This window comes from Streptomyces thermoviolaceus, from assembly GCF_045209695.1.
In the GTDB taxonomy this organism is placed as follows: Bacteria; Actinomycetota; Actinomycetes; order Streptomycetales; family Streptomycetaceae; genus Streptomyces; species Streptomyces thermoviolaceus.
In genome coordinates this window covers 6040121-6066002 of the sequence record NZ_CP109280.1, presented here as the reverse complement: position 1 = coordinate 6066002, position 25882 = coordinate 6040121, and the positions used below count along the sequence as shown (strand labels likewise).

Genomic DNA, 25882 nt, shown 5'->3' with positions numbered 1-25882 from the left:
GAGCACCGGTCGCAGGAACTCGTCGGCGATCGTGTCGAAGCGGTCGGTCAGCGAGCCGAACACGCGGGTCCAGGTGCGGCCGTCGCGTCCTCCGAGGTGGCGGCCGGTCTTCTCGGCGGAGCGGTAGGCGGCGGCGCCGCGTCCATGGTCGAGCGGGTGGGAGTACTGCACCGGCGGTTCCGCCCACTGCAGGCCGTGTTCGGCGAGGTCGAAGGCCTGGGAGAACCGTGTGGCGACCGCCATTGGGTGGATCGCCGCGCACACGTCGTGCACGAGTCCCGGAAGGGTCAGTTCCGCCGAGCGGGTGCCGCCTCCCAGGGTGTCGGCGGCCTCGATGACGCGCACCCGGATCCCGGCGTCGGCCAGCACGAGCGCGGCCGCGAGTCCGTTGGGGCCGCTGCCGACGACGACTGCGGTCGTCACGGTGTCTCCTCGTCCGGGCCTGCGGCTGCTGTGTGTGTCGCAGCGACGGCGGCGCGCAGTGGCGCCTTGTCGAACTTGCCGGGGGGATTGTTCGGCACCTCGTCGACGAAGGTCACCGAGGTCGGCAGTTCGTCCTTCGCGATCCGCTGCGTCAGGAACGCGACGAGTTCGTCCTCGTCGGGCAACGCGCCTTCCCTCAGGGCAACGAACGCGACGGGCTCCTCGCCCATGACCGGGTGGGGACGGCCGACCACCGCGGCCTCGAGGACGGCGGGGTGCGCGTGGATGGTGTGTTCGATCTCGCCGCGCTCGCCCGTCGGCACGAGGGTGTCGTCGGGGGCCATGACGGCGACCGTCTGGCCGAGGAGGGCCACGCCGACCGTGCCGGGCTTGCGGACACCGTCGAGCGGGTTGCTCGTCGAAGCGCAGGTGCCCTCGGAGAGCCCGTGGCCGGCGATGAGCACCACGCCGAAGCGTTCCTCGGCCCGGCGGATGAGTGCGGCCGGTGTCGGGGCCGCTGCGCAGGCGACGAAGCGCAGTGAGCCGGTGTCCGGCTCGACCTCTGCGGGCAGGTTCGCGAGCATCGCGCAGATCGCCGGGATGCCGGGTAAGTAGGCGGGACGCACTGTTTCGAGGGTCGCGAAGAAGGTGTGGGGGTCGAAGCGTCCGGCGATGGTTGCCTGTCCGCCCGCTCGCAGGGGCGGCAGGATGCTGACCACGATGCCGTTCACGTGGAACAGCGGCAGGATCAGCAGGCTGTGGTCGCGCTCGCCGAGCGACAGTGCCTCGACCATGGTTCCCGTCATCGCGTCAAGGCCGGCGTCGGTGAGTTCACGCCCTTGGGAGGTGCGGTGGTGCCGCTTGTGCCAACGAGCGGGGCCAGGTCGTCGAGGTCCGGTTCGGCCGGGTCCGCGTCGGCTCCCGCACAGGGCGCTGCGAGGTGCTCGGGCGCGAGCGTTGTGACGCCCTCCGGCGACAGGCCGTCGTGGGTGACCGGCACGCGTGCTGTGGAGTCGGTGATCTGGTATTCGGTCTCACCGTGGGCCGGGGCGGGGTTCACCGGTGTAACGGCGGCGCCGGGGCGCCAGGCGGTGAACAGCGTGACCACGGTGTTCACGCGGTTGGGCAGTCGGACCGCGGCCACCGTGCCGCGAGCCGCTTCGTGGGTCGCCAACGCACGGGACGCTGTTTCGAGGCGTGCCGCGCATGCCTGGTTGGTGAGCGTGCCGACCGTCTCGTCGGAGAGGCACGGTTTGTCGGGCCTGGTGCCGGCGCGTTCGGAGGGGAGAGAGGCGACGTGCATGTGATGGCCTCCGGGAGGACAGGGGGCGGCGGGGAGGGGTCAGTCGGAGGTTGCGTCGCATCGGTTCGGGTCCGCTCCCAGGGTCTGCCGACGGTGGTAGCCGGTGGCGGTCCAGGTGACGTTCAGCGGGACGGGACCGTTGGGCAGCCACGGCTGCTCCGCTACGCAGTCGGCGACCTTCCAGGTGCCCCGCTCGACCACGCCCAGGGCGGCGTCGATCACCTCATACCGCTGGGTGCGCCGGTGGACGGGCTGGGACTCGGCCCAGACCACGACCAGGTCGCCGGGCTGGAGGCTGAGGCGTTTCTGCACGGCTGCGACGAGGCGGGCGTCATGCATGTGGCCGTCGCCGACGTTGAAACCGAGGATGGTGTTGCACACGAACTCCCCCTCGCGGACGGTGCGTGTCTCGATGTCGGCGAGGTGTGCATACAGGAGGGAGAACAGGCCGCGCCCCTGGCTGTGCATCGAGCGCCAGGCGAGTGCCTTCTGCAACGTCATCTCGGCGTCGTCACGTTCGTACGGAGTCGGGATCATGCGCTGCAGCTGGTCGATCTGGTTCTCCACCCCGGGCAGCTCGTTGAGCCGCTCCTCCACGCCGGGCTTCATCGCCCACACGGACGAGGCCCAGTTCCCGGCGTACTGGCGCATGGAGGGCAGGAAGGAGACGAGGTCGGGGCGCAGGTTGCCCAGGACCGGCCCGAACGCCAGCAGCGCCAGGACCGGGACGAGCAGGACCGGCTGTGAGAAGTTGACGATGGTGTATGTGCCGGGATCGAACCCGACCCACAGGACGATCGCGGTGAACCCGAAGAAGACGTTCCACTCCAGGGGGACGGCGATCGGGAATGTCGAGGCGATGAAGAGGTGGAAGGCCAGCATGCACAGCGCGCCGATCAGTGCCACGGTCGCGTTCGTCGTGAGCAGCAGGGTGATCGGGATGATGATCTCGACGGCGGTGCCGCCGATGTGAGCCATGGACCAGGCGACACGGGAGGGGCGCAGGTCGTTCGGGACGTCCCGGTAGTGCAGACGCTTGACTCGTCCGGGCATGGCCGGGCTGTTGGAGACCGTCGGCGGCACGACGTGCTCGAAGTGGGCACCGATCTTGGACACACCGGCACCTGTCCACACGACGCACGTCACGATCTTGAACACCACGACGAGGTCGACGAAGTCCGCGGCGCCGCCGATGCTCCCCATCAGCGCGGAGAACAGCATGACCGGCAGGTACTGCTCGGACCGGCCGGCCAGGAAGATGACCTTGTCCCGCAAGCCCATCAGGGGCATGAGGACGAGGACCGGGAGGAAGCAGTGCGGTGGGACGAGCTCCTGCGGGCCGGTGCCCGCCGGGAGGAACTCGCCCGGCACAGGCTCGGCCTGCGCGGCCAGCGGGTAGACGAGGGCGGCGGGTAGACGAGGGCGGCGAGCACGCCGGCGAAGAGCGCCACGTCGAACCAGGTGCGCTCGTCGCCGCCGGTGAACGGCACGCGGCTGCCCCAGGGCGCCATGCGGACCGTGCCGGGACGGATCCAGTACCGGATGTTGCCGATCATCGGGCGGAAGTGGCCGCACAAGGGCCCGAAGGCACCACCGAGTCCGGTCACCTCCAGCAGCATCAGCCACACGGCGAGCTTGTGGTGCACGACGATGTCGTGGTACCAGCTGCCGATGTCGGTGAACTCGGTCCCGGACGTCGCCGACGCGATCCGGATGCCGACGCCGAAGCAGAGGCCGAGCATCTTGACGATGTACATGATGTGCAGCGCCCGCGGTGTGCCGAAGCCGTCGTCGGCCCAGTGGGTGCTGAGGATGCGCACGCGTTCGCGCAGGGGAAGCTTCAAGAAGACCGTCGGCTCGACCGGCTGCGGAGACGGTTTGACGAATCCCAAGGGTGCTCCTGTCGGTGGTGGCCCGGACGGCACGCATCGGTGACCGCCCGTAAGGGGCACGCCGCCTGCTTCCGAGGGCCGCGTCACGCGATCTGGACGCACGGACTTCAGGAGGGTGGGAAGACCTGGGACACTGTGCGCGCGAACCGAAAAAGCGGGTGCGGATCGGTCTTCGCTTCCCGCTTCCGGCTACCGTTGCGGTGCGACGGTCCAAGGGCTCATCACACACCTGTGCCCGGGAACCGAGACAGGAGGAAGGGTCAGCCATGGGTCCCCGGGTGGACCGCAAGGAGATCGCCCGTCGTGCGGCCGCCCGTGTCGCCGACATCGCCGCGGCCTCGAGCGCGCAGCTCGACGAGGTGGCGCGCCTGCTCCAGGCCGAGCTCGCCGAGTCGATCCCGGAGCTTCGCGGAGACCAGCTGATGCTCGGCCTCCTCCACGCGAGTGTGGAGAGCAACGTGAAGACGTTCTTCCACATCGTGCGGTACGGGGTCCCGGTCGACACGGTGGAGGCACCATGGCCGGCCGTCGAGTACGCGCGACGCCTTGCGCAGCGCGAGATCTCCTCGAACGCCCTGCTGCGCGCCTACCGCCTCGGCCACCGGCGCGCCCTTGAGTGGGTGGCCGGTGAGCTGGCCGGCGTCGAGCCGGACGGCAGGGTCTCCTTCGCGGCGCTGCAGATGCTCCAGGACGCCGCTTTCGCCTACATCGACCGGGTTTCCGAGCAGGTCGTCGCGGAATACGAGACCGAGCGGGAGCGGTGGCTGGCGCATCGGAACACGATCCGCACGGCCACGCTGAGCGCGCTGCTCGCCGGGGAGGAGGTGGACGTGGCCGCGGCGGAGCAGGTCCTCGGCTACCGGCTCCGCCGGGAGCACCTCGGACTCGTCCTGTGGTCGGACGAACGCATGACGTCGACGGACCCGCTGGAGTTGCTCGGGCAGCTGACCGGTGCCGTGGCCCAGGAGGTCGGTGCGGACTCCTCGCCGCTTTTCGTCCCGCAGGACCGCTCGCTCGGCTGGGGCTGGATACCGCTGCGGGCAGGGGCACCTGTCGACCTCGACGGTTTGGCCCGCATCCTTGGTGAGGCGGGTGGTGAGGTGAAGGCCGCGGTCGGCGCGGTCGGGACAGGACTCGCGGGTTTCCGTGCGACACACCGCCAGGCCTTGCGGGCTCACCGGGTCGCGGTCCTCGGGGCCGAGCGGGCCCAGCGGATCACGTCGTTCACCGCGCCCGGGGTCAGGGCGGCCGCCGCTCTCGCGGGCGACCTCGACCTCGCCCGTGACCTGGTCACATCGATGCTCGGAGGGCTGGCACAGGACGACGAAGGTGTCGCACGGCTGCGGGAGACCCTTACCGTCTTCCTTCAGCAGAACCAGAGCTTCGTCGCGACCGCGGCGAAGGTCCATCTGCACAAGAACACGGTCAAGTACCGGGTGGACAAAGCAGTGCGGTTGCGGGGGCGGCCGATCGAGGAGGACCGGCTGGATCTCGAGCTCGCGCTGGCCGCATGCCGCTGGCTCGGACCTGCCGTGCTCTCCCGATCTGCGTGATCTCGGCCGAATCCCCGTACAGGCCAAAAGGGTTGGTCCACGACGACGGCACGAGCCGCTCATTTTGTTCTGCCCGGCCGACGACTTCTTCGTCCGCACGAGCGAGTCTGGGCGCCTCGCCCCGATGGAGATCACGCCGTCCCCACCGCGGGATCACCAGCACACGGGCGGGCTTCGCAGGGCTTCCGGCTCTTCCGGGGCGATCGTCGCCACGTCCCTGACGCCGCGGTGGCGCGGCGGCCGCCGAAATGCCGCGCACGCGCGGCATGCGCCGGCGCCCACCGCCCGAACGTCCTCCATCATCCTGGACAGTGGTGAGGACACACAGCGAGATGAGGAGTGCACCATGGCCGAGACGCACGACGGCACGTTCACGACGTCGGAGGAGTGGTTCGACTCCGGCGGCACCAGGTGCGCCGCGCGCGTCTACCGGCCCGCCGCCACGGATCAGCCGTCGCCCGTCATCGTGATGGCACACGGCTTCGGTGCGGTGCGTGCGCTGCGGCTCTACGCCTACGCCGAGCGCTTCGCCGCCGCCGGATACGCCGTCGTGGTCTTCGACTACCGCTCCTTCGGGGAGAGCGAGGGTGAGCCGCGCCAGGTCCTGGACATCGCGATGCAGCACGAGGACTGGCGCGCCGCCCTCCGCTACGCCAGGTCGCTCGAAGGGATCGACCGCACCCGGGTCGTGGCGTGGGGCACCTCGTTCTCGGGCGGTCACGTCATCACCATCGCCGGCCAGGGAGAGCCTCTCGCCGCCGTCATCGCTCAGGTCCCGCACGTCAGCGGCCCGGCGGCGGTGAGGTCGACGGGCCTGCGGGCCGCTCTCCGGGTCGGCCTGCCGGGGATCCGGGACGCGATCGCCTCCAGGCTCGGCCGTGCACCCGTGTATGTGCCCAGCGTCGGCCTTCCCGGCCGCACCGGCATGATGACCTCGCCGGACGCCTATCCGGGCATGCACGCTCTCTTCCGTGAGTCGGGGCTGCAGGAGGACACCTACCCCCGCACCGTGGCGGCCCGCATCGCGTTGAAGATCGGCTTCTACTCGCCCCGGCGCTGGGCCGGGAACATCACGTGCCCGGCCCTGGTCCAGATCGTCGCGCAGGACGCGATCACTCCCATGCGCGTCGCCGAACGGGCAGCGGGCAAGATGCGGCACTCCACCGTCCGCGTCTACGAAGGCGGCCACTTCGACCCCTACATCGAACCCTTGTTCAGCACCGTTGTCACGGACCAGATCGAGTTCCTGCACCGCCACGTCCCCCCTGTGAAGGACGCGTGAACCCGGTCCCTGACCGCTCTCGTCACCCGGTCTGCCCACAAGGACGAATCGCCTCTGCCGCTCTTCGGTCGCGAACGCTTCCCACGACGACCCGCGACGGCTGGGGTGAGCCGTCTCGCGGACGCTCCGGCCGCATGAAAGCGCTGCACGGATCCGGTCTGGTCAGAACCGAGCCGTGCGCCGTCCCGTGCAGCGGCGCTCAGCGCCGCTCTCGCGTGGAACGAGCCGCTGAGTGGCTGGTCCAGTCGCGGGCCGCTTCGCGGGACCACCGCAGGGCTGCACTGATGCTGATGCCCAGGGTGTCGCTCAGCACCGACGCGGGCAGGTCCGCAGGCAGCGGGAGCAGAACGGTGTTCCGGCCGGGGCGGGCCCGTGCACGGCTGGTCGGCATGGTGGAGGCCGGCGGCCCGAAGCTGTTGAGCGAGGCCGGACACCAGTGTGGTCGTGCCGTGGACCGGGTGGCGCCGGTGTCGTACCGAGCGGTTTCGGATGCGGCCCCCTCGTGCTGATACGCACGCCGCCGCTGCGCAGTCCTGCAGGAGGCCCAGGGCCCGCGTGCCCGCTGGAGCCGCGTCAGGCACCGTTCGCCCTGTTGGCCGCCTTGCGCAGCCGTTCGTCGGCGGCGTGCTGTTCCGCCGGATGATGCAGCGGCAGATCATGCTGCCCTGCTCCTCGTCCTCGACGCCCAGTGTCACCAGGTTCACCTGCTGGTTCATGCATCGCCCCATGCGCCGGCAGGAGATCGCCACCCGGCAGCAACGCTCCCGTGCCGGCGGGGCGAACGGTGCCTGATGCTGCACCAGTACCGGCAGCCCTCCGTCCCGCCCGCGCGTGCGGCTGACACAGGCAGCTTCGTTCGGAATGACCGGGGCGGACCGCAGGCAGCCGGGCCCTCCCTGCCGTCCGTCGTCAGGAAGCCGGGGGCAGTGTCCGTTCCGCCAGCTGCCGTACCGCGGCCATCCGCGCCGTGTCCCACCCAGGTCGGGGTGGAAGGCTTTGCAGCAGGCCGCGCAGCCGCTTCGCCTCCACCACGGTCACGCCCTGCAGTTCGAGCCGGCCGTGCGGCGCCGGGACCTTCGCCCCGTGCACGGCGACGACCGGCCGGACCGGGACGCCCAGCGCACGGGCCGCCTGACCGGCCTCCCACACCACCGTCTGCAGGGCCCGGGACTGGGCATACCGGCCGTACCACAGGGTGCCGCCCCGCACCGTCAGCCGGGACCTTTTCGACGTCCAGTTCTTCGTGTCGATGTAGAACGCGCCGGCGGCCGTGAAGACCAGATGGTCCAGGTTCGCGCGGCTCCCCGGAACGGCCCGGTCGTGAAGTATCACGGCGTGGCCCCGGCGGACGAGCGGGGCCAGAAGCCGCGCCGTCCGAGCCTCGCCGGCGGCGCCCACCGCCCAGCTGTTGCGGGCCCGCCGGTACAACCGCCACACGCCCAGCCCGGCTACGACGAGCCCGGCGACCAAGCCGAGCTGCCAGGACCCCACAGCGGCCACAGCCCAGCCGGCCACCGCGGCGGCCGCCGTGAGGAGCGGCAGCACCACCTTGGCCCGCCGATGCTGCGCCGCCCGCTCGGCGGCCCGCGCAACGTCTGCCATCCGTCTTGCGCTCGCGCCTGCACCGCCCCGGTACCCGGCCGTTGCCATGCCACCCCCTGCCTCGTCAGGTCCTGCACCAGGACGGTAGTGGTCGGCAGTGACACCGTGCAGAAAAATCCGCGGACCGCGGACCGGAAAAACCCGCGCTGCCGCGTTCGGCAGGATTCAGGCACCGGACAGGGAAATGGCCAGTTCTCGCTGCACGAGAAAGGCTGGAGAGCATGTAGCAGCTCTCACCGGTCCGGATCGGGTCAATCGACGCCGGAGGCAGGAACGCATCGATCTCGATCCCCTCGGCCGTGGGCAGAGGCAGGTTGCGCAGCTCGCTGTCGCTGATCGGGATGATGCGATCGCGGCTGACCTGGTAGCCCTTGCCGATCTCCCCCTGAGAGGCCTCGCGGTCCTCCAGCTCGCAGATCTCCTTGCAGCAGACCCGTCCCATGTCGGCCAGATGGTCCTGATGGAAGTGGACACTGTGGTCCTCAGCCGCGGAAGCGACATGGACGGGCACGGTGACCAGGCCGGACGGGCCTGGTCCTGGGCCGCGGCCTGATGTTCGTCCTCGGTGAGGTCGCCCGGTGCGCAGCCGCCGGTAGCCGAGCTCGGCCCCGCCTGCGATCGCCCGCATCGCCGCATCGGTCCGCCCGACGGCGCATACCGCACGGGAAGCCGGCGGTCAAGGGTGGTGTACCGGGCGGCGGGGTGGTCCAGGACGTCGCGGGCGGGACAGGCGTCGAATCTCGCCGCATCGGCGACGGCCTGTGCCAGGCGAGGTCGTGAACCATGGCGAAGACCTCGGACGGCGGGTACGCTCCGCCCGACACAACTGGGACGAACGCACCAGTGTGCAGCAGTGGATGTGCCGGCACATCCTCGGCATCACCCCGCAGGCCAAGACGGAAGACCCGGACCTCGCCGCACACATGCCGACAGGTGCGCGATGAGCGACGCCGTCGCTCAGCAGTACGACGAACGCGAAGGACACCTCCGGGTGCCGAGGAAGCACATCGACCGTATCGTCGTCGGCAACAGCGAGGAGCGGGAGATCCGGCTCGGGGCATGGATCAGCAACCGGCGCAGCCGGGCCGTCGCCCTGGCACCGGAGCGAATCAACGACTTTCCGCCATCGGCACGCACTGGGCATACCACCGGAACACCGACGACGTGCAGTACGGCTCCGCGGCGACCGCCGGAGACCAGGACGCCGTGATCCAAAACTTGCGTGCGACAGCGAAAGGCCGTGGTTCCGACTGTCCGGCAAGGGACTCGTAGCCGCACCTGCGGGTGGTGCGTCCAGAACGGTACTGGCCGGGTCCGGGTTCGTCCCGGCCCGCCGAACCAAGGGCGCGCGAGCGGACCGGCACTGGACGTACTGGGTCAGGCGGAACCAGCCGCCCGCCGGCCCCTCGGCGGAGACACGTCGAGGAGCCTTTTTGACGCCCCGACCCTGTCCCGGGCCCGGTAGCGTCCGTCAGGTGCGGTAGCAGAAGTAAATGTACCTTCCTCCGGCGCCCTTGTTGAGGTCCACGTCGATCCGTTGGAACCCGCTGGGCGGGTTGGCTCCAGGTCGCTGGAGGAGATGACGGCGAGGTCCTCGAAAGGGTCGCCGGGCCTGCGGGCGAACGCGGTGTAGATGTACTCCCCGCCCGCGCCCTTGTCCAGGTCGACCGGGATCTTCTCGTAGCCGGGAGGCGTCGGCTGCTCCTGGCCGAGAAGGAAGCAGATGCCGGCGACGGGGCGATCAGCACCGTCCCTTCGTACGCGAAGTAGACGTATTCGCCACCGGCCCCCTCGTTCAGAAAACGGGGATCTCGGTCCAGCCCGAGAGAGTGGGCTGGACATTCTCCAGGACGGTCAGGTTGGTGACCGCCATGATGTCTCCCAGTGTGTGTGCGGGCGGCGTACCGCCAGCCAGCAGATGCAGGCACCAACAACACCTCCCTCCGCAATCACGCCAATACGCAGAGTTCAGGTGATGGGTGTGTGCCAGACCGCAAGAGGAACGTGCCCGTGCGCCGACAGCGGCGAAGTCCATCAAGACCGACGAGAGTGAGCCGCGTTGCCACCCGAGGCCTGGAAGGCAATTCTCGACAGCACGCCATCACAGATGAGCGCTGCGCCGACACGGCAGCCCGAACTCGGCGCGCTCGACTCCAGTGGAACAGACCGCCTCCAGGCCGCCGACACGGCGGCCGTCGCCCTGGACGCAGACCTCGGTCGGCGATCCACCGCACCTGCCGCTCCCCCGCCCCGGCCTGCCGGGCTCAGCAGACGGGCGGCACAGCGAGGCGGGAAAACGACGGCGAGGTAGCGGAAGCGGGCGTCGCCGGTAGTGCCGACGGGTGCGGTACAACCGATGCGAACGCGGGCGCCGACAACCATCCCACCGCCAGTGGCCGCCTGCCGCCAGCCACCACCCGCCCTACGACCACGAGAACGGGCCCGCACACCACAGCACTGGCGAGCGTGTGCGGCACGGGCACTCCGCCCGCGTCCGCGACACCCGACAGCACCTCGAACAACCCCACCAGGGCGACGCCGGCACCGGGCCGACAGCACGCCGGCACGGCCGGTGAGCGCCATACACACACGCGCCCGCCGCGCATACAGGGCCAGCTGCCACCCCAGCACCGCCACCACCAGGAACAGCACCACACCGTCTCACGGGTTCGGCAGGTCGCAGGAAGCGAAGGAGACGAACACGATCAGCGCCGACAGCAGCAGCCGCCCGCGTAAGAAGCCGGACCTCACATACTCGGCACGGGACCGGCCGTGCCGCAGGCACACCTGATCCGGCGCGGCCCGTGCCTCGTCGGGCTCCATCGGCTTCCGCCTCTTTCCGGCCAACGTCCTTCGCCTCGGCCCGCGTTCTGGGCCGCGTGGGTGCCGCCCAGGAGGCGGTGCGGTCGTGGACGGGTGTGACGTTAGGAATCTTCGGGTTCCTTCGACTCCTCGGTCCTGCTCGTGCTCACGCAGGTGCCGGGGTGTCAGGCCGCGAAGAGGTCAACGGTGGAGGTGCGGCGGGGGCCTGCCACGACGTCCAGCTGGGGGTCGGCGGAGAGCATGGCCTGGTGCAGGCGCCGCACCTGCGGCGAGGGTTCGACACCGAGGTCCTCGACCAGGCGTGCGCGCAGCCGGCGGTAGACGTCGAGGGCGGCGCCCTGCCTGCCGGAGCGGTACACAGCGACCATGGCCTGCGAGTGCAGGCCCTCGTGCTGCGGGTAACGTGCCGTCAGTTCCGTGAGTTCGGAGATGAGTTCGGCGTGGCGGCCGAGCCTCAGGTCGGCGTCTATGCGCCGCTCGATGGTGCCCAGGCGGCTTTCCTCCAGGCGCAGCACCTCGATCTCCAGGATGGGTCCCACGCGTACGTCGACGAGGGCGGGCCCGCGCCACAGGTCGAGGGCGCGGCGGAAGCAGTCGGCGGCCACCTGGTCGTCGCCGCCCTCGAAGGCGGCGCGTCCCTGGGTGATCAGCTGCTCGTACTGGTGGACGTCCACGGATTGCGGTGGGATCTGCAGCAGATAGCCGCCGTGCCGGGTGGCGAGCACGTCCTTGGCGGTGCCGGGGGCGTCGGGGCCCATCGCGGTGTCGAGGTGGCGGCGCAGCTGGAGAATGTAGGTCTGCAGGGTGGTGAGGGCGCTCTGCGGCGGTTGGGCGCCCCAGATCTCCTCCATGAGCATGGACACGGGCATGACGCGTCCCGGGTACAGCGCGAGGAGGGAGAGGATCTGCCGCGGCTTGACTGCGGTGGGGACGACCGTTCCTCCGTTGACTTCGGCACTCAGCGGTCCCGGAACCTGAATCTCCACGGACTTTCCTCCGTGTTGAGAACTCGCCTCGGTGACTCTTCCCGCCGTCGCGAGCACAGTAGCGAAGAACGTGCGCAGGGCCGGTTTTCTCCAGCCGAGTTCAAGGGGAGTTCCGCCGTCCGTTTTTTCCGTACTGCCGTAGTCGTGCGTGAGGGGGTTCTGGACGGCGCCGGGTGGGTGTGATGCAGGTCACGCCGCTGGTTGTCACATCGGTGCGGGCGCCGTCGTCATAGAGGCACGTGCGACCGACTGCTTCGACCACCAGGGAGTGACCTTTTCATGACAGCCCGGCTGAACCTCTTCGGCAGCCCGCTCGCGGGGAAGGTGTTCGCGCGGATCGGCGGGGCGAGCAAGGCCGTCTTCGACAGCGGCCTGATCCCCAAGGCGACCCAGGACCTCGTCCTGCTGCGCGTGAGCCAGATCAACGGCTGCGCCTACTGCACCGACGTCCACAGCAAGGACCTCCTCCACGCCGGCGAGAGCGCCGAGCGCGTCAGCCTCGTCGCCGTCTGGCGCGAGGCCACCGTCTTCACCGACGCCGAGCGCGCCGCCCTCGAACTGGCCGAACACGGCACCCGCATCGCCGACGGCGCCGGCGGCGTCCCCGACGAGGTCTGGGACAACGCCGCCAAGCACTACGACGAAGAACAGCTCACCGCCCTGGTCTGCCTGATCTCCCTCATCAACGCCTCCAACCGCCTCGGCGTCATCACCCGCCAGCAGGGCGGCCACTACAAGCCCGGCACGCTCGGCTGAACCCCTGACACCGTGCCGGCCGGCACCGACCGCCCTGGGCGCCCCCGTACGCCCAGGGCGCCGTCGTGTCCGACGGCGCTTTCTCCAGCGGGAGTTGACCGCTGTGCTGCACACTCTGGGCCATGTGAGGCCGAGCAGCGGGTGGTCGCCGAGCAGTGTGCGCAGCCGGTCGGACGACGCCGGGCACTGGAACCCCGGACCGAGACCCTGCCGGGCGTCAGGCGATGGACAGCGTGCCGCTGGGCGACATGAGCGCCGTGAGCCGGGGCGCGCTGCACTTCCATTTCGAGACCAAGGCCGCGACCCGGGGGCAGTCCGCGCGGGCGGGTCTCGATGCCGTCGCCGTCGACGCCGTACTGCACGGGATCCCCGCCACGGTCGGTCCCGCACCGCCCCGTCCCCTCCGGTCGCATCACCCCCGTCCGCCGACCCTGCGGCCGCCGCGGCGAAGAACGCGGGACGACGCGGCTGCCCGGCCGGATGCGACGCGGCTGCCCGGCCGGCCGGCGGCTCGGTCCCGTCGGGACCGGCGGCCGGGTGCGTCGACGGTGCGGCAGAAGACGACCGGCGTCTCCCGACCGTGACGGGGTGGCGGCGCCCGAGTTCTGCGGAGCCGCCGTGGACCGGAGGGTGCCGGATCGACGCAGGGGGCAGCGCGCACGGGTGCCGCGCGGACCGGGGGCGGGCCGGCCTGATCTCGGCGAGCCGGGGAGAGCCGGCGGAAAACGCCACACCGGCGAGCGGTACACCTGCCGACAGGCGGTCACGGCACTCGGTCAAGCCCGCGTGGCCGCCTTCCGGGCACGGCAGGCGTGCGGCAACAGTGACACGCCCCGGCGCCCGCGCACCAGGCCGCCGCCCCACGTGACGTGGCTCACCACGGTGTCGGGACGGCGGCACCCGGACGCGGGACGCGGCGGGGACTCAGTCGCCGAAGACGGCCAGTTCCAGGTGGCGCAGCCGCTCCGGGTCGGTGATCACCTCGACCTCGGTGATCCGGTCGTCGACGATCTCGAAGGTCATGACCCGGTACCCGGCATCCGCGTACGCGATGACGCCCGGAGCACCGTTGACCAGTGCCGTCTGGGCCGCCGTGGCGAGCTTGGCCATGGTCGCGCCCCTCGCCACAGCCATGGCGCCGCGCACCACCGGCGGCGCGTCCTTGCTGTCGGAGCGCACCACGACATCGGGGTCGAGGACGGCCAGCAGCCCCTCGAAGCTGCCACCGCGCGCAGCGGTGACGAACGCCTCGACCACGTCCCGCCGGCGCGCGATGTCCGCGTCCTGCGCCGGGGTGCCGCCGCGCACCCGGCGCCGGGCGCGGCTGGCGATCTGCCGGGCGTTGGCGGGGGTGCGTTCGATGATCGGGGCGATCTCGTCGAAGGGGACGCCGAACATGTCGTGCAGCACGAACGCGATCCGCTCGACGGGGTCGAGGGTCTCCAGGACCACGAGCAGCGCGAGGCCGATCGAGTCGGCGAGCAGCGCCCGCTCCTCGGGGTCGGCGGTGCCGCCGCTCTCGTGCAGGGGCTGCACCGGCTGGGTGGTCGCTTCGAACAGCTCCACATGGCGGACGCGCCGGGCGCGCAGCATGTCCATGCAGACCCGGCCGACGACGGTGGTGAGCCAGCCGCTCAGGTTCTCGATGCCCTTGTCGTACGACCGGCTGAGTCGCAGCCAGGCCTCCTGGACGGCGTCGTCGGCGTCCGTCAGCGAGCCGAGCATCTGGTAGGCGACGGCCCGCAGACGGCTCCGGTCCTCCTCGAAGCGCCGCGCCAGCCACTCGCGTTCGTCCATCGGGCTCTCCCTCGTGGTTGGCGCCGGTGGACGTTCGTCCGGGGCCGGGGGGATTCTCCCGGCCCCGGACGCCCCCGGCCCCCGTACTGACGACCCGGAGCACGAAGATGTGACAAAGGGCGTCGCCTGGTCTGCGGAGGTCGTTGTCTGCCGAGGTCTCGTCTCGGAACCGCAGTGCGATCCTGCTGTGCCGGCCGCGCCGGAGGACGGGTGCTGCGCCGGTGAGACGGCGGGCCATCAGGCCGGTCGTGGCCGGCCGGATCACGGCTCGGGAGCGGGCGGGCAGGGTGTCGCAGTCGCGCGCCGGGCGGCGGTGGAACATCAGCCGGCCGCAGGTCCGCCCCGCGGTCCGGCGCTTGGGCAGCGGGCCGGCCGCCCGCACAGGCAGACCGTCGTTCACCGTCTGCTGCGCCTGCGCACGATACCCGTGCTCGTCCGATACTCGAGCGCCACGCGATGGGCCGCCCGCAGGCTGGGACGCACATGCTGAGCCGACGAGGGGACCGGCACCGATGGCAGGCGCTCGCCTTGAGGCGGCAGGAGTGACGAGCGGGCAGGTCACCAGCGGACAGGTGACGAGCGAGCTGCTCGATCTGTCCCTGGGATGTGCGTACTCGGCGGCCCTGCACACCGCTGCCCGCTTCGACATCGCCGACCACCTGGCGGACAGCCCGCGCACGGCCGACGCACTCGCCGCCGCGGCGGGTGTCCACGGCCCGCACCTGTACCGGCTGCTGCGGTTTTTCGCCGCCAAGGGCGACTTCCGCGAGGACGACGAGGGCCGCTTCCCCCTCACGCCGCTCGCCGAGCCCCTGCGCACGGACACGGAGCGGTCGCTGCGGGACTGCGTCGTGGTGCGCGAAAAGGCCGCCTTCCGGCAGTCGGCGGGCCATCTCCACGCGACGGTCCGCACCGGCACCACCGCCTCCGAGAGCCTGTACGGCGTCCCCCTCTACGACCATGTGGCCGCCGACCCGGCCTTCGGCCGGGCGTTCCACTCCAGCATGGCCGCGTTCTTGGAGACCCTGAGCGACGACGTCGCCGGCGCCTGCGGCTTCTCCGCTGCCGGCAGCGCCGTCGACGTGGGCGGCGGACGCGGCGGCCTGCTGCGCGCGGTGCCGCGGCGCGACCCGCACCTGACGGGCACCCTGTTCGACCTTCCCGCCGTGGTCTCACAGCACGTCCTCGACATCCCGGAGCCGGCCGGACACTGGCGCGTCGAGGGCGGTGACTTCTTCACCTCCGTGCCTGCCGGCGCCGACGCCCACCTCCTCGGTGATACACCGCGACGAGCAGCGGACGGGCACCAGTGCCGCCACGTTCACCTGCGTGTCCCCAGCCGTCTACCGTCGCCTGCACGCAGCCCGCACCGGCGACGGCGCCCCACTGCCGCTGACGGTCCCGACGGCGCCGCACGACGTGGGCCGGGTGTCCCCCACGGACGTCGTCCTGTCCCCCACCCCGGAACCCGGCCGCTGGCAGCTGAGGGCGGACACTTGCCACCCCGTCCTCTTCGACCACTCCGTCGACCACGTACCGGGCATGGTCCTGCCGGAAGCCGCCCGGCAAGCCGCGGCAGCCCTCCTCGGCCACCCCTGCCTCCCGATCAGTCTCGCCGGCGAGTTCACCCACAACGTGGAACTGGACGCCCCCTGCATGATCGAGGCCCGCACCCTGCCCCGGGACACGGACACCGGCGACCATGTCCTCGTCACAGGCCGCCAGGAGGACCGCACGGCATTCACCGCCACCCTGACCGCGGTACCCGCCACGCTCTGACGCCGCCTCATCACCGGCGGCGCACAGCCGGTGCCGGCCGCTCCGGTCAGACCACCGCCGCCTTCGGCAAAGCGTCGCCGACCGGGCGGGCGACGACGCCGCGGCCGCCGGTGACACGGCCACCGCACTCCGCGAACACCAACCCGGCGGCCTGCACGGCAGTCAACACGTCCGCGCGCCACGAGACCCACCCCTCGCCCGCGGCGATGAGCAGGCCGGCCACGGCAGACACCCCCCGGGGGGACGGACGCTGAGACATCATGCGCACCCAAGCCACGAGACTGGGCACCACGCACACGATGACGCCTCGCCGTGGGACGCGCAGGCCATCCGCGGCCGCCGGACCCAAGCTGAACCTGCAGGTGCCGTCCGGCACGTCCTCCACCCCGCTGCGCCCCGGCAACGCAGCCAAACGGCACCGTGGTGTGCAACCGGCACAGTTCCGGCTCGCCGGCCCCAGCCACCACCCCCGCCGGTTCACACCGCCACAATCCACCACCGCTTCGCATACTGCCCGGCCCGTCCACCCACACCGACCCACTCTCGGACGGGGCGAGACCCGCGAACATGCCAGATGGGCAACGCAGAGCGCGGGGTGCTCACCCTCCGGGCCGCCACCCGAGCGCCGGCCCCAGACGGGTGGCCATGTCGGTGAGGATCTGCACATAGTCCTCGTGCTCGAAGGTGAAGGGCAGCGCGAAGGCGACCTCGTCGACCTCGCGGAAGGCGGGGTCGGCGTGCAGCCGCTCGGCGATCTGCTCCGAGGTGCCGACGATGTCGCGTGCGAAGAGCAGGCGTGCGGGCCCCTGCGGTGTGGCGGTGCGCGGTGTCCGCTGCCGCGCGAACGCCTCGTACTTCTCGCGCTGCGCGGTCGTCGCGGTGTCGGTCGGAATGACGACGAGCCCCTGCGAAACCCGTGCGCGCTCCCCGTCGGGGTGGTGGGCGCGGAAGGCACGGATGTGGGAGAGCTGGATAGCGGCGAAGTCGAAGGAGCCCTCGGTGCCGGAGCTTGTGCCCTCAGCGGTGCCGCCGGACTCCCCGGAGCCGCCGGCGGGCTCCTCGACCTTGACGACGCTGCTGAGCAGGAGGTTCATGCCGTTCTCGCCCGCCCACCGGGCGGACCGCAGGCTGCCGCTCCCGTACCACATACGGCCGCTGAGCCCGGGAGAGTGCGGCTGGACGCGGTCGGAGTACACCTCGAAGCCTTCGGAGCCGGAGAAGTCGGTGGCGGGTTCGCCGCGGACGAAGGACAGCAGGCGCCGCACTCGCTCGAAGCTGAAGTCCTCCGCCTCGGCGGTGTCCGGATACAGCGCGGGCAGGACCCGGTCGGCGTGCATCGGCGGCCCGACGCTGACGCCGGGGTTGAGCCGGCCGCCGGAGAGCAGGTCGACGGTGGCCAGGTCCTCGGCGAGCCGGAGCGGGTTCTCCCAGCCCAACGGGATCACGGCAGTGCCGAGTTCGATGCGGCTCGTGCGCTGAGAGGCGGCGGCCAGCACCGCGATGGGCGAGGAGATGCCGTATTGCAGGTGGCGGTGGCGCACCCAGGCGCTGTCGAAGCCGAGCTGCTCGCCCAGTTCGATGAGTTTCAGTGTGTTCTCGTGGCCGGGACGGGGATCGGCACCGTCGAAGAGACCGATGGTCAAAAAGCCCAGTCTGCGCAGTGGTTTCGAGCTCGGCGACACGGTGTCCTCCCAGGTCGGCGGCACGGTCGTCCGGTGGCCGCGCACGCACGTCGGTCAGGTCATGGCGGGAGCCCTTGTGTCCCGACCGCACCCGGCGACCGGACGATGATCGCCCGCAGCGCAACACACGGCCCCTTCTCCGGCAACGCTGGGCGGCGGCCCCGCATTTCCGTCCGGGCACGTCCCCGCCGAAGCGGCACGGCGGGCGACGGCCGCCGGCCCTGCCCGGACAGGGCCGCGGTGACTGGCCGACGCGGTGCACTCGGGCACGACCGGCGGACCCGGGCCGGGCCACAGGGGCTGGGCGGTACGGCGGTCCGGGTTCCGTCCGGGGTCCGTGCACGCACGCCCCGGACAACACGTTCGCCGAGGTACCGCCTGTCTTTCGCGGCGGACGGGACCGCGCTGTCCGGCACCGGCAGGCACGAGGAGCGGGGGCAACTGCCCTGCGGCGGGGAGCCCGCGTGGAGCCCGCCCGCGTGTGATCACGTGCTCGTCCCCCGGCCGTCACGACCAGCGGCCCGGCGTGTCGGCGGGACCACGCCGAGGTCGTGCACGTCTCCGACGTGCGCACCGGCTAGCAGGCCGCTCGGTACGGGCCGGACGGCGCCGGGAGGATCCGGAGCCCGTCCATCACCGGCGGCACGTCTGCTTCGGCGGGGCCGGTACGGCCGCACCTGCGGACTCGGCTCCGGGGCAAGCGCCTGTCCGGTGCCGGCCTCGGTGGCCCGGACGAACAACAGCACGGCCCTGACCGGCGACGGCGCGCTGAGCACCACAGCAGCGCCATGCTCACCGCCATCAGTGACGGCGTACGGCGGGAGCCCTGCCGGACGACCGCTGCCTGCGTGCCCAGAAACCCGACACCGCGGCAACCAGGGCAGCCCGTCCCACCCCGGCCGTCACCCCTGGGCGTCTCCATTGCGGCTGCGGCTGCCGGGTCCCGTGTGCGGACGCCTGTCCGTCGTTGCAGCCGGCAGGACCCGGGCGCTCGGCGTCGGTGGCCGGCGCCCCTGTAGCAGAACCTGTGGAGAAATGACGAGGGAGTTCGCCGGGCGGCGGGGACCGGGCAGGCCGGAGGGAACGCCGCACCGGTCCCGTGCGTCCTTACAGCCGCAACGAGGGGCGCGAGCCCCTGCAGCCCCCGAACAAACCGTGAGTACCACATGAACGCGTCCCCTGCCACCGCCTCACTGCCCGGAACGAGCGCAAGAGTCTGGGCCTGTGCCACGGCTTCGGCCGTGGCCGGAGGACTTCTTCTCGGTGTCCTGACCAACCTGGCTCAGGGCTGGCTTCCCGGAGCCTGGAATCAGATCGCCAACTCCGGAGCGGTCTGGTGCGTCGCCGCGTTCGCCGCAGGCGCCCTGGTGGCCCGTCACGCCGGTCTGCCCGCAGCCACCGTCGCGGGCCTGTGCGCCGAGTCGGGTCTCGTCGTCGGCTACTACGGCTATGCGGAGGTCGCACGCGGCGGCATGGGCTCTGTGCTCGCTCCCCTCGTCTGGCTCGGCATGGCATGCGTCGCCGGCCCCCTCTTCGGGGTGGCGGGCTCCTGGTGGCGATGCAGCAGCACCCCGCGCCGCCGCATCATCGGCCTGGCCGCCCTTGCAGGCGTTTTCGGCATGGAGGGCATCCACTACGCCTTCATCCTGCACTATGCCCCCCAGGCATGGGCCTGCCTCGCCGTCGCGGTCGCCGTGCCGCTGCTCATGGGCCACACCCTCAGGCAACGCGCATGGTCTCTCCTGGCCGCCGTCGTCTTCTCGCTGCTGGCCTACCTCGTCTTCATACAGTTGATCCTGACTACTGTCCTCGGCTGACCGTGCGCACACCCGGTACGCACGTGGGCCGGGTGAACGCTGTGCCGTGCGGCAGGCCCGGCGGGGACTGTCAGTGGCAGGGCAGATGATGTCCTCATGACCCTGCTACCGGCCACTGTTCCCGCGTCCCTGCTGAGTGTCCACCGCCTCGACCCCGCGAGCGCAGGGTGGGGTTTCCGGGTCGACCACGCCGTGGCGACGGCAGCCGGCGAGACGTATGTGCTCAGCGGCCTGCGCCGCTGCGGCGCGCACGCGGACGGCTCGGCCGACCCGGCCGAGCAGGACTTCGGCTACCAGCTGATCACCCGCTGCACCACCGACGGAACACCGACCGCCTGCGCCGTGTTCGGACAGGCGGTGCCGGGCGGTGCCCCGTCGGTCCTACCGGAGTCCTCCGAGGCGACCCTGGCCGTTCTCCCGGACGGCGCCATCGCCGTCAGCTCCCCGCCCGGCAGCACCCACCTGCTGTCCCCGGACCTCGACGAGGTCCTCGTCTCCTGGCCGATGCCCTGGAGCTTGACGAGGCAAGAGGACTGCCGGGAGGACCCGTTCGCCGCGTCGATCGCCGTGACTCCCGCGGGCCGGCTGCTGTGCATGGTCTCCGAGTACGGGATCAGCAATTGGGCCGGCGCCCGCCCCAACATCGTCGCCGTGTCCGGACCCGGCACCACCCTCGGCACGGGCCACAAGCCCGTACTGCACGCCGTCGCCACCCTGGACGCGCGTACCGACCGCCAGGGCGACGCCGACCGTCACACGCACGTCCGGTACGGCGACGCGCCGGTGTGGCGCGGCAACCGGCCCTCGCCCTCGCTGACGCAGGCCCTGTCGGAGCTCACCGGGACCAGCGGAAGCCTGCACGGCTACCTCGACTCCTCGATGAGCCGCCCGGCAGCGCTCGGCGACGACCTGTTCGTCGTCCCGGTCTTCGGCGCCATGTACCGCTCGGGCAACCGGGGTCAGGAGTTCAGCTTCGCCCTGGTCGACGACGGCGGGGGGCTGCGGGGCCGCCTGGGCGGCCTGCACCGTTACGAGGACAGCCCGTTCACCGGTCTGAATTTCACCGTGGTCGCCGACCCGTACCGCGGCCGCGCCTTCCACCTCAACCGCTACGGCCTGTACGCCTGGACCGCCGACGGGGTGCTGCGGGCCCGGATACCGACTGCGGACAAGCCGTTCAAGCCCCTCGTCCACTTCAAGCTGCTGGAGTGCAGCCCCGCCGGCGAGCTGCTCCTCGCCCACCGCAAGCAGCACCTGGTGCTGCGCGTACCGGTGCCTCAGGACCTCGACGGACTGGCGCCGGCGGTGGAGGCCGCGCTGAAGAGCTACGGGCGTGAGCGCACCGCGCTGAAGAAGCGGTACGCCCCGGTGAACTGGCTCTGGCCGGACAGCTCGGCCGTGGTCGGCCACCTGTGATTCCCGCCGAACACCGTCGGCGTCGCCGCCTGCCGCGACCGCGGCACCTCGGCCCGTCGAGCGGCGCCGCGCATCCCACCGCCCTCTCCCGCGCCGGCACCGGTTGCGTATCCGCAAGCGGGGCACATGCGGACCTCAGACGTCCGTTCGAGTCGCCGTGTGCGGAGGAGCTGACATGCCCGCTCAGGAGCGGTAGGCGGTGAGCAGGGTGCGCGAGCCCCGGTCATGGTCGCAGGCGGTCGGCACCGAGTCGGGGTCGGACAGGTGTCTTCGAGCAGCCCGCTGCTACAGCTCGAACTCGACGTGCTCGACGTCGGTGAAGCGGACCTCCTCCAGGCTGCCCGCGCGACGGCCGTCGTCCTGGAAGTAGATCTCCTTCAGGCCCTCGGCGGCGATCTGCTGCAACTGCCGCTCCCCCGCCCCGGCCTCCTGGGCGTCGAACAGGCGGGCGGCCCAGCGGGGCGGGAGGGCGACGGTCAGGTGGCGGAGGCGGGCGTCGTCGGTGGTGCCGATGGGGGCGGTGTAGCCGATGCGGGCGCGGGTGTCGATGACGATCCCGCCGGTGGTGGCCGCCTGCTGCCGGGCGCGTGCCCGCACCCGCGGCTGCCAGCGCGCGGTGACTTCGCGTTCCAGGCGGGCGGCGAGGTCGGGGCGGGGTGTGCGGATCTGGTCCTTGACGTAGCGTTCGACGGTGCGCCGGGAGACGCCGAGCAGTTCGGCGACCGCCCGGGTGCCCTTCAGCTGCCGGACCAGGTAGCGCATCTGCGCCGGTGCACTCTTGGGCACAGGACGGGTGAACGCCTTGCGTACGGCGGCGTCCAGGCCGTCGTCGAACAGGCCCATCGTCAGCCTCTCCTACTCTCCGCTGTCGGCGTCGGTGACGGTGCCGTCCTTGATGTAGCGGGCGAGGTTGAGTTCCGGCGCGTCGAAGCGCTCGCGGACCTCTTCGCCCCACAGGACGGTCTGAGTGCCTTCGTGTTTGACCAGGCCGGGGTTGACGCCGAGCTTGAACCCGCCGGGTACCGGCGCGCCGCCCGGGTGGAGGAGGTCCAGCGGGGTGGGGCTGTCGCAGGCGTAGACGACGCAGTCGGACAGGATCGCGACCGGGTACTGTCCGGTGGCCGCGGCGTGTTTGAGGATCTTGCGGTGCAGGTTGATCCGGGTGCGGGAGATGACGGCCGCGCGGATGTCCGGGCGCCAGGTGGGCCGGGACAGGGCGCGCCACGGACGGCCGGGCCGCCATCCCTCGCCGCGGGGGCGTTCGCGCAGTTTGCCGATGCCGCCCTTGACCGTGGCCTTGATCGCGGAGACGACGAGGGCCAGTTCCGGGTCGCGGTCCTGGTAGCGGTCCATCGCGGTGAGGAAGTCGGCCGGGTCCATGTCGGCGCGGATGCCGAGGTCGGCCATCGTGGCGAGATAGGCGTCGCGCAGCCGCTGGTACCAGGCGTCCAGGTAGCGGCCGTGGTCGTGGCGGACGTAGGCCTCGATCGGGCGGACCTCGTAGCCCAGCTCGACCGCGTAGGCGACGGTCGGGGTGGCATACCAGGCGGGGCCCTCGGGGCGGTCTCCCTTCGGGGTGAACGGGGAGGGCAGCAGGGAGCCGTCCAGTTCCGCCCACTGCTTGCCGATCTTCACCTTCGACAGGTCGACGTGGGAGAGGTCGACCAGCCAGGAGCCGGGCAGTTTCGGGTCGAACTCCGGGTTCTTCACGTGCGTGGGGGCACCGAGGCCGACGGTCAGACCGTTGGCACCGGCGGCGAAGGCCAGATTGACGTCGATGCCCACCAGGTGGCGGTGTCGGCATTCGTCGTCGGTCATCGGCCGTGCCCAGTCGTAGGCCTCCTCGAACAGCTTCTCCGACGGGCCGCGGACGTGGAAGCGCGGCAGGTGCGCCAGGAGCGGATGGCCGTCGGGGGCCTCGCACGGCGCCGGGTCGACCGGTTCCGTGCCCAGGCTGCCGGGGTTGTGCTCGGAGTGCCGTCTGCCGTCGGCGTCCGGCCGGGAGGCGCGGGTCGGAGGGTGCAGCGCGGTCATCAGTTCCAGGCCCGTCACCGCGGTCGAGCCGCACGGGGTCATCACCCGGGACGCGTACACGCCCAGCACGCGGGCGAGTTCGGCCGGTGGCAGCTGTGCGGCATGGCCCCAGTGGCGGGCGTCGAGTGCGTGCCAGGAGGGGATGCACAGCTGCACGCACTGCCGCTGTGCGCCCGTGGCCGGCCGGTAGATCCTGGCCCACGGCCCGAACCCGCGCTTCGTCAGCTTCCAGTCCGCACGGGCCAGCTGCTTGACCACCTTGTGGTCGTCGGGAAGGCGCCCGGCAAGCCGCTGCTCGTCCGTCAGCACGACCGGCAGGCCGTAGTACCGCAAGGCGGCCTCGGTGAGCACGAGCAGAGGGTCGGCATCCTTGCCCGCCCCGGACAGTCTCGGCTGCCCGAGCCGGGCGTCCTTCAGGGCCCAGTCGACAAGAGCCGGCAGGGTCCTGGCGGGCACGTCCAGGATCAGGCCGCCGGTGCAGCAGGCCAGCACGGTGCCGTCGGTGCCGGCGTCGACGACGGCGAGCGGGCCGTTGGCGAACCGCGGATCCGTGCCCTCCGCCGGGGTGGCGGCCGGGGCCGGGGCCGCCTGCGCACGCGGGCGGCGCGGCGCGGGCGGCCTGCCGGTGGTGCACTGCGGGCGGGTGCCGGAGGCCGCAGCGGCTTCCGAAGCCGGGCCAGGAGCCGTAGGCGGGGCAGGAACGGGGGTCTGGGGGGTGCCGGCCGGGGCCGGGGTCGCGGGGGCGGGGCCCTGTTCCCCCGGTGCGGTCTGCGGCCCGGCGGGGACGGCGGGTGCCGGCGCCGATGGGACCTGTGCCGGTGGCGCAGGGGCGGGGTAGAGCTCGGCGAGCTTGTTCAGCAGCCGCGCGTACGCCTCCCGCTCCGGACCGCGCGGCTCCGTGGGCTTCTTCAGCGACTCCCAGGCGGACACCGTGGCCCGGCGCACCTTCAGCGCGGAAGCCACCTCCTCCAAAGTCAGCCCGTGAGCCTGCCGCAGCCGTTTACGCTCCGCAGCAGGCGGCAACGGCGAGCGAGACGCGACCAGCGCATCGACCGCATCGAACAACTCCGACATCCCACACCTCCCGGCCAACACCCTATCCCCCGGACACGCACACCTGGCGTGTATTCACCGTACAAGCCACGCACAAGGCGTGCCGGTGGCCGCGGGTGCAACCGGCACCCGCCAGAGCCTGGGGGCGGGGCGGAGAGGGTGACCGGCAGCATGGCGAGCCGCCCGGTACCGAGGCGCCGGAGTGTCGGAGTGCCGGAGCGCCCAGCTGTCCGGAGCGGGCCAGGTGCTGTCGAACGGCAGTCCCGGAGGGTGGATCCCGGCGGTAGGGACGACGTCGCCCGACGGATGCCAGTCCTTGAGCCAGGTGACGTACCGGCCGTGGTCGGTCAAGCAGCTGACGGCAGCGACGACAGGCCGTGCCTTGCCCGTGCCCTGGACGGTGGCGACGCTCTCGGAACGTGACATGTCCGGCGCCACGAGAGCAAGCGTCAGCAGTGGCCCGCACGCAACGTGCCGTGTGCGTCCTCAACACGTCCGTCGACGTCGTCGCCGCCTCGGCAACCGCAGGAGAGAGCTCGTGCGCCGAGCGAGCCGGCCCGAACGGCCCGTCACCTCCCAGGCCCCCACGACCCAGTAGACCATGAACCCCGTCCACAGGATCGCGATGCCCCATGCCACAGGGTGTCCGCCGAACAGCGCCAGGCTACCGATGCCTCCGACGCCGAAGGCCACCATCGGCCATCCCCAGTTCGGGAACGCGAAGAGGTCGGAGAGCCGTCCGCTGACCGCTCCCCAGACTCCCACCAGCAGGCCCAGGAAGCTCAGCGCGATCCCCACCAGGACGCTGGTTTGTGAGGACGGTGGGTAAGAGTGGTCGCGGCCACGTACCTCCACCCCCACGACCTCGCCCCGCCACAGACGGACTTCGGCGCGGTCGCCCTTCTTGGCCTGGTCGTACATGTGCGACGGCACTCTCAGCCAGTCCGCCCCGTCGGGCCACTCGATCTTGATCTCGTGGTACGTCGTGCACGTCCTACCACCGTCGTGACTCGTGCCGTTGGAGGTGCATTCCCAGCTCGTCCAGCGGTCGAGCACCATGCCGGTCTCGAGCCGCACGCACGCCACGCTGTCGTTTCCGTTCCCTCCCCGGTCCCCGACGTCGCAGACCGGCGCGTCGCGGTACGCCATGGTCGCCCTGTATCCATCGGCGACCTGCTGACCGCAGAGAAAAACTGCCCACCCGATCACCAGGACGACCAGCCCGCGAATCCAGACGGGCAGCCGTCCCTTGTACCAGTCCCGCTTGCACCCCGTTGCCTTCACTGAGCGGTGATTCCCCGGGAATTGCGCCTGCTATCCCCGTGGGAAGGTGTCGTGGAGGTTCGGCCTGTGACTCTCGCCGCCGCGGGGGAACCGCGGGCTGGGAGAAAGGATTCGATCAGGGGCTTCATGGCCGGCGGCTGCGACCTGGGCCACCCTCTCCGGCCGACGAAAACGGCACGTGCCCGCTGTCGCACACGTCGTCCGCGGGACAGGGAGCGGAACCACTGCCGCCGCCCAATTTCACCTCCATGCCACCCGAATCAGAGCATTGTCCTTTACCTCCGCATTACTCAACCGGGGATTTTCGGTCACACCGGCCGAATGGGCCCCGGTCGTCTTTCGGACGTCAGCTGCCTGAACGACGGAACGGGAGTCGAGCACCGAACGATTCGCGCCACCG

General features: G+C 71.4%; 22 protein-coding genes and 1 pseudogene. 8 read left to right on the top strand and 15 right to left on the bottom strand.

The window, feature by feature from the left end; genetic code table 11:
- From OG899_RS26570 to OG899_RS26550, 5 genes are all read right to left on the bottom strand, one after another.
- Nucleotides 1-423, bottom strand: a 423-nt coding sequence (locus OG899_RS26570; protein ID WP_406311186.1) for an FAD-dependent oxidoreductase, incomplete at its 3' end; no start/stop codon positions are given.
- A complete protein-coding gene (locus OG899_RS26565) occupies nt 420-1229 on the bottom strand; it encodes a class I adenylate-forming enzyme family protein (protein ID WP_406310852.1) in 810 nt (269 codons plus the stop codon). The genes OG899_RS26570 and OG899_RS26565, both read right to left, overlap by 4 nt.
- Entirely contained in the window at nt 1226-1726 is a 501-nt protein-coding gene (locus OG899_RS26560; RefSeq protein WP_268249198.1) for an AMP-binding protein, read from the bottom strand. The genes OG899_RS26565 and OG899_RS26560 overlap by 4 nt, the downstream gene beginning before the upstream one ends.
- 39 nt (nt 1727-1765) lie before the next feature.
- Entirely contained in the window at nt 1766-3097 is a 1332-nt protein-coding gene (locus tag OG899_RS26555; RefSeq protein WP_406310853.1) for a DUF3556 domain-containing protein, read from the bottom strand.
- Complete coding sequence (locus tag OG899_RS26550; RefSeq protein ID WP_406310854.1) at nt 3007-3618, bottom strand: DUF3556 domain-containing protein; 612 nt, start codon at nt 3616-3618, stop codon at nt 3007-3009. The genes OG899_RS26555 and OG899_RS26550 overlap by 91 nt, the downstream gene beginning before the upstream one ends.
- Nucleotides 3619-3884: 266 nt before the next feature.
- Here OG899_RS26550 and OG899_RS26545 point away from each other — a divergent pair, with 266 nt between their 5' ends.
- Both OG899_RS26545 and OG899_RS26540 read left to right on the top strand, forming a co-directional pair.
- Nucleotides 3885-5171, top strand: coding sequence for a CdaR family transcriptional regulator (locus OG899_RS26545; protein WP_125499374.1), 1287 nt, complete (start codon nt 3885-3887; stop codon nt 5169-5171).
- A gap of 346 nt (nt 5172-5517) precedes the next feature.
- On the top strand, nt 5518-6453 hold the full coding sequence (locus tag OG899_RS26540; protein ID WP_168131622.1) for an alpha/beta hydrolase: 936 nt from the start codon (nt 5518-5520) through the stop codon (nt 6451-6453).
- A 909-nt stretch (nt 6454-7362) separates the two neighbouring features.
- Here the strand turns inward: OG899_RS26540 and OG899_RS26535 are convergent.
- Both OG899_RS26535 and OG899_RS26530 read right to left on the bottom strand, forming a co-directional pair.
- Nucleotides 7363-8055 carry a nuclease-related domain-containing protein gene (locus tag OG899_RS26535; RefSeq protein ID WP_229814423.1) on the bottom strand — a complete coding sequence of 231 codons (693 nt, stop codon included), beginning with the start codon at nt 8053-8055 and terminating at the stop codon, nt 7363-7365.
- Between the two features lie 64 nt (nt 8056-8119).
- Nucleotides 8120-8566 carry a Ku protein gene (locus tag OG899_RS26530; protein WP_229814153.1) on the bottom strand — a complete coding sequence of 149 codons (447 nt, stop codon included), beginning with the start codon at nt 8564-8566 and terminating at the stop codon, nt 8120-8122.
- 429 nt (nt 8567-8995) lie between these two features.
- On the opposite strand from OG899_RS26530, the gene OG899_RS26525 reads away from it, so the two are divergent.
- Nucleotides 8996-9265 carry a helicase associated domain-containing protein gene (locus tag OG899_RS26525; protein WP_185867919.1) on the top strand — a complete coding sequence of 90 codons (270 nt, stop codon included), beginning with the start codon at nt 8996-8998 and terminating at the stop codon, nt 9263-9265.
- A gap of 1451 nt (nt 9266-10716) precedes the next feature.
- Here OG899_RS26525 and OG899_RS26520 read toward each other — a convergent pair.
- Together OG899_RS26520 and OG899_RS26515 are read right to left on the bottom strand one after the other, a co-directional pair.
- Nucleotides 10717-10878, bottom strand: coding sequence for a hypothetical protein (locus OG899_RS26520; protein WP_168131624.1), 162 nt, complete (start codon nt 10876-10878; stop codon nt 10717-10719).
- Between the two features lie 164 nt (nt 10879-11042).
- Nucleotides 11043-11864 (bottom strand): AfsR/SARP family transcriptional regulator, encoded by an 822-nt coding sequence (locus tag OG899_RS26515; RefSeq protein ID WP_168131625.1) that lies wholly within the window; start codon nt 11862-11864, stop codon nt 11043-11045.
- A 279-nt stretch (nt 11865-12143) separates the two neighbouring features.
- Between OG899_RS26515 and OG899_RS26510 the strand changes: the two genes are divergently transcribed.
- Nucleotides 12144-12620, top strand: a complete 477-nt coding sequence (locus OG899_RS26510; protein WP_168131626.1) for a carboxymuconolactone decarboxylase family protein — start codon at nt 12144-12146, stop codon at nt 12618-12620.
- 924 nt (nt 12621-13544) lie between these two features.
- Here OG899_RS26510 and OG899_RS26505 read toward each other — a convergent pair.
- Nucleotides 13545-14417 carry a sigma-70 family RNA polymerase sigma factor gene (locus OG899_RS26505; protein ID WP_168131627.1) on the bottom strand — a complete coding sequence of 291 codons (873 nt, stop codon included), beginning with the start codon at nt 14415-14417 and terminating at the stop codon, nt 13545-13547.
- A 512-nt stretch (nt 14418-14929) separates the two neighbouring features.
- Between OG899_RS26505 and OG899_RS26500 the strand changes: the two are divergent.
- Nucleotides 14930-15682, top strand: a pseudogene (locus OG899_RS26500) (methyltransferase); the annotation flags it as partial.
- Between the two features lie 64 nt (nt 15683-15746).
- Nucleotides 15747-16196, top strand: a complete 450-nt coding sequence (locus OG899_RS26495; protein ID WP_338105790.1) for an AfsA-related hotdog domain-containing protein — start codon at nt 15747-15749, stop codon at nt 16194-16196.
- Between the two features lie 46 nt (nt 16197-16242).
- On the opposite strand, the gene OG899_RS26490 is transcribed toward OG899_RS26495, so the two are convergent.
- The gene (locus OG899_RS26490; RefSeq protein ID WP_168131629.1) at nt 16243-16419 is read right to left on the bottom strand and encodes a hypothetical protein; all 177 of its coding nucleotides are present in this window, start codon (nt 16417-16419) and stop codon (nt 16243-16245) included.
- Between the two features lie 376 nt (nt 16420-16795).
- Entirely contained in the window at nt 16796-17878 is a 1083-nt protein-coding gene (locus OG899_RS26485; protein ID WP_168131630.1) for an LLM class flavin-dependent oxidoreductase, read from the bottom strand.
- Nucleotides 17879-19044: 1166 nt separating this feature from the next.
- On the opposite strand from OG899_RS26485, the gene OG899_RS26480 reads away from it, so the two are divergent.
- Nucleotides 19045-19695, top strand: a complete 651-nt coding sequence (locus OG899_RS26480) for a DUF6518 family protein (RefSeq protein ID WP_206345493.1) — start codon at nt 19045-19047, stop codon at nt 19693-19695.
- A 96-nt stretch (nt 19696-19791) separates the two neighbouring features.
- Nucleotides 19792-21111, top strand: a complete 1320-nt coding sequence (locus OG899_RS26475) for a hypothetical protein (RefSeq protein WP_168131631.1) — start codon at nt 19792-19794, stop codon at nt 21109-21111.
- Between the two features lie 285 nt (nt 21112-21396).
- On the opposite strand, the gene tpg is transcribed toward OG899_RS26475, so the two are convergent.
- The 3 genes from tpg to OG899_RS26460 all read right to left on the bottom strand — a co-directional run bounded on the left by tpg (nt 21397) and on the right by OG899_RS26460 (nt 25347).
- Entirely contained in the window at nt 21397-21954 is a 558-nt protein-coding gene (gene tpg, locus OG899_RS26470) for a telomere-protecting terminal protein Tpg (protein ID WP_125500663.1), read from the bottom strand.
- Nucleotides 21955-21966: 12 nt separating this feature from the next.
- Nucleotides 21967-24219, bottom strand: a complete 2253-nt coding sequence (gene tap, locus OG899_RS26465; RefSeq protein ID WP_168131632.1) for a telomere-associated protein Tap — start codon at nt 24217-24219, stop codon at nt 21967-21969.
- Between the two features lie 465 nt (nt 24220-24684).
- Nucleotides 24685-25347 (bottom strand): hypothetical protein, encoded by a 663-nt coding sequence (locus OG899_RS26460; protein WP_168131633.1) that lies wholly within the window; start codon nt 25345-25347, stop codon nt 24685-24687.
- Nucleotides 25348-25882 lie beyond the last annotated feature (535 nt).